Annotated in this window: 8 protein-coding genes; all 8 read left to right on the forward strand. The window is 68.7% G+C overall.

Translation table 11 applies throughout. The features are described from left to right. A partial coding sequence (locus tag ACR2JA_RS06800) for an NAD-binding protein (RefSeq protein WP_434008344.1) occupies positions 1–538 on the forward strand: 538 nt, incomplete at its 5' end. A gap of 120 nt (positions 539–658) precedes the next feature. After that, the gene (locus ACR2JA_RS06805) at positions 659–1,981 is read left to right on the forward strand and encodes a glycerate kinase type-2 family protein (protein ID WP_434008345.1); all 1,323 of its coding nucleotides are present in this window, start codon (positions 659–661) and stop codon (positions 1,979–1,981) included. 203 nt (positions 1,982–2,184) lie between these two features. Next, complete coding sequence (locus ACR2JA_RS06810; RefSeq protein ID WP_434008346.1) at positions 2,185–2,817, forward strand: twin-arginine translocation signal domain-containing protein; 633 nt, start codon at positions 2,185–2,187, stop codon at positions 2,815–2,817. Between the two features lie 41 nt (positions 2,818–2,858). After that, positions 2,859–4,427, forward strand: coding sequence for a GMC family oxidoreductase (locus tag ACR2JA_RS06815; protein WP_434008347.1), 1,569 nt, complete (start codon positions 2,859–2,861; stop codon positions 4,425–4,427). A gap of 151 nt (positions 4,428–4,578) precedes the next feature. Then, positions 4,579–4,914, forward strand: coding sequence for a ribbon-helix-helix domain-containing protein (locus tag ACR2JA_RS06820; protein WP_434008348.1), 336 nt, complete (start codon positions 4,579–4,581; stop codon positions 4,912–4,914). Positions 4,915–4,963: 49 nt separating this feature from the next. Then, positions 4,964–5,500 (forward strand): lactoylglutathione lyase, encoded by a 537-nt coding sequence (gene gloA / locus ACR2JA_RS06825; RefSeq protein ID WP_434008349.1) that lies wholly within the window; start codon positions 4,964–4,966, stop codon positions 5,498–5,500. Positions 5,501–5,506: 6 nt separating this feature from the next. Continuing rightward, a complete protein-coding gene (locus tag ACR2JA_RS06830; RefSeq protein WP_434008350.1) occupies positions 5,507–5,926 on the forward strand; it encodes a VOC family protein in 420 nt (139 codons plus the stop codon). Then, on the forward strand, positions 5,926–6,696 hold the full coding sequence (locus ACR2JA_RS06835; RefSeq protein ID WP_434008351.1) for a hypothetical protein: 771 nt from the start codon (positions 5,926–5,928) through the stop codon (positions 6,694–6,696). The genes ACR2JA_RS06830 and ACR2JA_RS06835 overlap by 1 nt, the downstream gene beginning before the upstream one ends. The last annotated feature ends 170 nt before the right edge of the window (positions 6,697–6,866 follow it).

A 6,866-nucleotide genomic window follows, 5' to 3' on the forward strand; every position in this document is an offset into this window, starting at 1 on the left:
GGACGCGCCGGTCTCGGGTGGCGAGGTGGGCGCCAAGGCCGCGAGCCTGACCGTCATGGTGGGCGGCAGCGAGGCCTCGTTTGCCAAGGTCAAGCCGCTGTTCGATGTCATGGGCAAGAACATCACGCTGGTGGGTGGCAACGGCGACGGCCAGACCACCAAGGTCGCCAACCAGATCATCGTGGCGCTGAACATCGAAGCCGTGGCCGAGGCCCTGCTGTTCGCCAGCAAGGCCGGCGCCGACCCGGCCAAGGTGCGCCAGGCGCTGATGGGCGGCTTCGCGGCCAGCCGCATCCTGGAGGTGCACGGCGAGCGCATGGTCAAGCGCACCTTCAACCCGGGCTTTCGCATCGAGCTGCACCAGAAGGACCTGAACCTCGCGTTGCAGGGCGCCAGGGAGCTGGGCGTGAGCCTGCCGAACACGGCCAGCGCGGCGCAGCTGATGCAAAGCTGTGCGGCGCACGGTCTGGCCGGGCTGGACCATTCGGCCTTGTGTCGTTCGCTGGAGATCGCGTCGAACCACGAGATCGCGCAATAGGCACCCCCTGCCGCGCTTCGCGCGACCCCCCAGGGGGCAACACCAGCGGCCCGGCAAAGCCGGTTCCGCGGTGTTTCTCGACGGAGCCACGGTATGCCAACGCATCGCTAGACTGCCCGCATGACTTCAACCCAGCTGCTGTCCCTGGATGACCCCCGCGCCCTGCTGCGCCACCTGTACGACGTGGCGGTGCAACGCGCCCTGCCGCTGCACAACACCGCAGCGCACCTGCCAGCGCCACCGAAGGGCCGCACGCTGGTGCTGGGCGCGGGCAAGGCCGGGGGCACGATGGCCCACGCGGTCGAAGCCCTGTGGCCGCAGGGCGCGCCGCTGTCGGGTCTGGTCGTCACGCGCTACGGCCACACGCCGCCGCGGCCGGACGGTCTGGCGCAGCGCATCGAGGTGGTCGAGGCCGCGCACCCGGTGCCGGACGCCGCAGGTCTCGACGCGGCGCAGCGCATCTTGGCGCTCGCGCAGGGTCTGAACGAAGACGACCTTGTGCTGTGCCTGATCTCGGGCGGTGGCTCATCGCTGCTGACCCTGCCGTGCGATGGCCTGACGCTGTCAGACAAGCAGCGCATCAACCGGCAGTTGCTGGAGAGCGGCGCGCACATCGGCGAGATGAACACCGTGCGCAAGCACCTCTCGCGCATCAAGGGCGGGCGCCTGGCCGCGGCCTGCGCGCCGGCCCGTGTGGTCACGCTGACCATCAGCGACGTGCCAGGCGACGACGTGAGCGTGATCGCCAGTGGGCCGACGGTGGCCGACGCGACCACCTGCGCCGACGCGCTGGACATCCTGCGGCGCTACGGCATCGACGTGCCGGCGGCGGTGCGCCAGCAGCTCGAAGCTGGCGCGCTCGAAACCCCCAAGCCGGGTGATCCGCGGCTGGCGCGCTGCGAGACGCACCTCATCGCCACGCCCCAGCAGAGCCTGGACGCCGCGGCCGAAGCCGCGCGTGCGCTGGGCCTGCGCGCCTACGTGCTCAGCGACGAGATCGAAGGCGAGTCGCGCGAGGTGGGCAAGGTGCACGCGGCGCTCGCGCGCTCCACGGCGCTGGGTCGCTGCAGCTTCGAAGCACCCTGCGTCATCCTCAGCGGCGGCGAAACCACGGTGACCGTGCGCCCCCGTGCCGAAGGACAGCCCAAAGGCCGCGGCGGGCGGGCCGGCGAGTTTTGCCTGGGCCTGGCCCAGGCGCTGAACGGTCAGCCGGGCGTGTGGGCGCTGGCGGCCGACACCGACGGCATCGACGGTGTGGAAGACAACGCCGGTGCGCTGGTGGCGCCCGACACGCTGGCGCGCGCGGCGGCGCTGGGCCTGAAGGTCGGCGACCACCTGTCGCGCAACGACGCCTACGGCTACTTCCAGCCGCTGGGCGACCTGGTGATGACCGGCCCCACGCACACCAACGTCAACGATTTTCGTGCCCTGCTGGTCACCTGAACCGGCGGCTGGGGTCGGTACGCTGAACGGCGGCCACGCACAACGGCCTGCCCCTGGCCCGGCGCGACCTGCAGGTCTGCACCGCGCTCAGGGTTAACCCGGTAAACACTCCACTATCACCACGGCACGCCGCTTTTGTCGAACACTGAGGTTCCCCCATCGCACCGGGACGGCCCGGGCCACAACGACCTCTGGAGACAAACATGCGCGTCATTCCCATTGCGGATTCGTCCGCCCCGGCCGCGAGCGGCTGCGATGAAGACACGGGCGAAGTTCGCCCGGTGAAACTGCCGCTGGCGCGGCGCGATTTCCTCAAGGGATCGGGCCTGCTGTTCGGCACGCTGGCCACCGGCACCTTGCTGGCCGGGCTGGCCCCGTCCACCGCCTGGGCGCTGGAGCTCAAGAAGCTCAGCACGGCCGAGGGCGCGGCGCTGATGGCCATGGGCCGCGTGCTCTACCCGCACGAAAAACTGCCCGACGCCGTCTACGCCCTGCTGGCCAAAGACCTGGACGCCACCGCGGCCGGTGACGCGGGCGCCGCCAAGCTGCTGAGCGACGGCATCGCCTGGCTCAACCAGTCCGCGGGCGGCAACTTCGCCAAGGCCAGCGCCGCCAGGCGCCTGGAGATCGTGCGCGGCATGGAAGGCACGGCCTTCTTCAACACCGTGCGTGGCCAGTGCGTCACCTCGATTTACGACAACGACATGGCCTACGCCGTGTTCGGTTACCCGGGTGCGTCCTGGGACAAGGGGGGCTACATCACGCGGGGCTTCCAGGACCTCAAGTGGCTGCCGGCCCCCAGCAAGGAAGCCAGCCCGCCGCCCTACATGGGCTGAGCCGCAGGACCCCTCCACCGAACCAACAGAGCGAGACAGACATGGCGAAATTTGAACATTCCGACGACTCCGTGGTCGTCATCATCGGCTCCGGCGCCGGCGGCGGCACCCTGGCCAACGAGCTGTGCCAGAAGGGCATCAAGGTCGTGGTGCTGGAAGCGGGCGCGCTGCAGTCCAGCGCCACCTTCATCAACGACGAATGGAAGTCGTTCTCCCAGCTGGCCTGGCTGGACAAGCGCACCACCTCCGGCAGCTGGCGCGTGGCCAAAGACTTCTCCGGCCTGCCGGCCTGGATCTGCAAGACCGTGGGCGGCACCACCACCCACTGGGCCGGTGCCTCGCTGCGGCTGCAGGAGCACGAGTTCAAGGCCCGCACCACCTACGGCGATGTCAAGGGCGCCAGCCTGCTGGACTGGCCGGTGACCCTTCAGGAACTGGAGCCTTATTACGCCAAGGCCGAGTTCAAGATGGGTGTGACCCGCACCAACGGCATCCCGGGCCTGCCGGGCAACAACAACTTCAAGGTGATGTACGCCGGCGCCAGCAAGCTGGGCTACAAGGAAGTGCACACCGGCAACATGGCGATCAACAGCGTGCCGCGCGACGGCCGGGGCCGCTGCATGCAGATCGGTTTCTGCTTCCAGGGCTGCAAGAGCGGCGCCAAGTGGTCCACGCTCTACACCGAGATCCCCAAGGCCGAAGCCACCGGCAACTTCGAGCTGCGCACCGAGGCACACGTCACCCGCATCGAGCACAACGCGGCCGGCAAGGTCACGGGCGTGGTCTACGTCGACAAGGACCGCAAGGAACAGCGCCAGAAGGCCCGCATCGTCTGCGTGGCCGGCAACTCCATCGAAACGCCGCGTCTGCTGCTGCTGTCGGCCTCCAACATGTTCAAGGACGGCCTGGCCAACAACGCGGGCCACGTCGGGCGCCACTACATGCGCCACATGACCGGTTCGGTCTACGCCGCCTTCAAGAGCCCGGTGCACATGTACCGCGGCACCACCATGGCCGGCATCGTGCGCGACGAGGCGCACCACAACCCGGCGCGCGGTTTTGTGGGCGGCTATGAGCTGGAAACCCTGTCGCTGGGCATTCCGTTCATGGCCGCCTTCCTCAACCCGGGCGGCTGGGGTTCGGACTTCAGCTGGTGGATGGACCGCTACACCCAGCTGGCCGGCATGTGGCTGGTGGGCGAGGACATGCCGCGCGAGACCAACCGCGTGACCCTCAACACCAACGTCAAGGACCAGTGGGGCAACTACGCGCCCAACGTGCACTTCGACGACCACGAAAACGACATCGCCATGCGCAACCACGCCTTCACCCAGGGCGAGCGCATTTACCAGGCGGCCGGCGCCATCCGCACCTTCCGCACGCCGCCGTACCCCTCGACCCATAACCTGGGCACCAGCCGCATGAGCGCGCGGCCGCAGGACGGCGTGGTCAACAAGTGGGGCCAGACGCACGACATCCCCAACCTGTTCATCAGCGACGGCAGCCAGTTCACCACCGGCGGCGCGGAAAACCCCACGCTCACCATTGTGACTTTGGCCATCCGCCAGGCCGACTACATTGCCGAGCAGATGATGCAGCGGGCGATTTGAATGCACATTCCGCGTCGCTTCGCGTCACCCCCCCTCCAGGGGGGCGACACCTGAGGCCCGGCGAAGCCGGTTCCTCGGTGCCCCTGGGTCTTGAGCCCTGGCACTCGTTGCGCATAGCGCTTTGGTGCCGTCATCCCATCAGGAGACTCTCATGTGTGAATTCTTCGTCAAGGCCGATCCCATCCAGTACGAGCAGCGCACGCGCACCGTGCGCATTCACAACGCGCTCACCAGCATCCGGCTGGAGAACATGGTGTGGGACATCCTGGCCGAGATGGCCGAGGAAGACGGTTGCACGACCAACGCGTTGATCGCCAAGTTCCACGAGGAAATCCTGGCGCACCGGGGCGAGGTGCCCAACTTCGCCTCCTTCCTGCGGGTGACCTGCATGCGCTACCTGCGGCGCTGCGCCATGGCGGCGGAGCCACAGGACCGCAACGCACCGGTGCCCGCGCTCCCAAAGCACCTGAAGGCGGTGGGCGCCTGATCCTGCTGCCGCTGGCCTCTTCCCTTTCTGCAACCCCTCCGAGCGATCCATGAGCTTCGTCACCGAACACCACCCGGGCGTTGTCGCCGACACCCCCGCCGCCGCCCGCGGTTTTGTCTTCAACCACTCGATGCTGCGCATCAAGGACCCGGCGGTCTCGCTGGCCTTCTACACCGGCGTCATGGGCATGAAGGTGCTGCGCAAGCTGGACTTTCCCGAGATGCAGTTCTCGCTGTATTTCCTGCACCGCGACGACGGCGACCGCCACCCCCCGGAAGACATCGGCGAGCGCACCGCTTGGACCTTCGCCCAGCGCGGCATCCTGGAGCTGACCCACAACTGGGGCACGGAAACGCAGCCCGACTTCAAGTACCACGACGGCAATGCCCAGCCCCAGGGCTTCGGCCACATCTGCTTCTCGGTGCCCGATCTGGACGCCGCGGTGGCCTGGTTCGACCAGCACGGTCTCACCTACGTCAAGCGCCCCGAGCAGGGCAAGATGCGCGACGTGGCCTTCATCAAGGACCCCGACGGCTACTGGATCGAGATCGTCCAGCCCGAGCGCCTGAAGAACCTGGGCCGCTGAGCGTCGATGAAATACCTGCACACCATGGTCCGGGTGACGGACCTGGAAGCGTCGCTGCGCTTCTACCGCGACGGGCTGGGCCTGCGCGTGGTCCGTTCGATGGACGTGCCGCAAGGCCGCTTCACCCTGGTTTACCTGGCCGCGCCCGGCGACGAGCAGGCCCAGGTTGAACTGACCCACAACTGGGACCCCGAGGTCTACACCGGCGGCCGCAACTTCGGCCACCTCGCCTACGCGGTGGACGACATCTACGCCGCCTGCGAACGCCTGCAGCAGCACGGTGCGGTCATCGTGCGCCCGCCGCGCGACGGCCACAAGGCCTTCGTGCGTTCGCCCGACCAGATCTCCATCGAACTGCTGCAGCGCGGCGCGCCCCTGCCGCCGGCCCGGCCGTGGACCGACATGCCCAACATTGGGAGCTGGTGATGGACTGGCCCGAGACACGGGTGGTGGCCCGGCTCACCGGTTCGCTGCCCATGGGCGGCGTGGTGCCCGACACGCCCATCCATGCCTTCGCGCACACCCCGGCCGCCCTGGCGCTGGACCCTGAGCCCGGGCTGAACCCGCAGCGGCGGGACATCGACTTGGGCGGTCTGCTGGCCTTCGCCATCGACCCGGTGGTCACGGCCGAGGAGGCCGACCGCATCGTGGCCGCCAGCGAGGTGTTCGGCTACCGCGACGAGGCGCCCGGCATCGCCACCCCGCCGGGCATGCGCATGAACAAATCGGTGCACTGGGTGGCCGACGAGGCGCTGCTGGGACCGGTCTTCGCGCGCATCCGGCACCTGCTGCCGCCCGAGATCGACGGCCTGCCGCTGCACGGGCGGCTCAGCCACCGCCTCAACATGTACCGCTACGACGACCAGGACGTCTTCAACCGCCACATCGACGGCGACTGGCCCGGCTACGGTCTGGACGCCGAACGCAGCGAGATGCTGGAGTGGGGCGGTGGCCTGCGCTCCTGCCTGTCCATGCTGCTCTACCTGAACGGGGCCGACGACGGCGTGGTCGGCGGCCAGACCCGGTTGCTCGGGCGCGACGGGCGCTGGACGGATGTCACACCCGTCAAGGGCGCGGCGCTGTTCTTCCGGCACGGCTTTTCGACCGATTCGGTGGTCCACATCGGCGCCCGCGTCAGCGGCCCGGTGCCCAAATACCTGGCGCGCATCAACGTGATGTACGGCCCGCCGGGCTGACCCCGGTGCACCCGGCGCCCGCGGCGCAGGGGGATGGCCGGTTACAAAGCCGGTCGGCGGATCGTTTCTAATAACGCCCTCCCGCCGGCACAACCGCCGGTCCGGCGCTAGGCCCCTGTTCGGGCCGGCCCACCCCCCTGTTGTCGAGTCCGCACGGGTGCCCTCCGGTG

The organism is Hydrogenophaga sp. (assembly GCF_051007235.1).
Lineage (GTDB): Bacteria > Pseudomonadota > Gammaproteobacteria > Burkholderiales > Burkholderiaceae_C > Hydrogenophaga.

Bases quoted from the DNA above. Each gene is read 5' to 3' on its own strand.
- ACR2JA_RS06805 (WP_434008345.1), top strand. From the start codon at position 659: ATGACTTCAACCCAGCTGCTGTCCCTGGATGACCCCCGCGCCCTGCTG.
- ACR2JA_RS06810 (WP_434008346.1), top strand. From the start codon at position 2,185: ATGCGCGTCATTCCCATTGCGGATTCGTCCGCCCCGGCCGCGAGCGGC.
- ACR2JA_RS06815 (WP_434008347.1), top strand. From the start codon at position 2,859: ATGGCGAAATTTGAACATTCCGACGACTCCGTGGTCGTCATCATCGGC.
- ACR2JA_RS06820 (WP_434008348.1), top strand. From the start codon at position 4,579: ATGTGTGAATTCTTCGTCAAGGCCGATCCCATCCAGTACGAGCAGCGC.
- gloA (WP_434008349.1), top strand. From the start codon at position 4,964: ATGAGCTTCGTCACCGAACACCACCCGGGCGTTGTCGCCGACACCCCC.
- ACR2JA_RS06830 (WP_434008350.1), top strand. From the start codon at position 5,507: ATGAAATACCTGCACACCATGGTCCGGGTGACGGACCTGGAAGCGTCG.
- ACR2JA_RS06835 (WP_434008351.1), top strand. From the start codon at position 5,926: ATGGACTGGCCCGAGACACGGGTGGTGGCCCGGCTCACCGGTTCGCTG.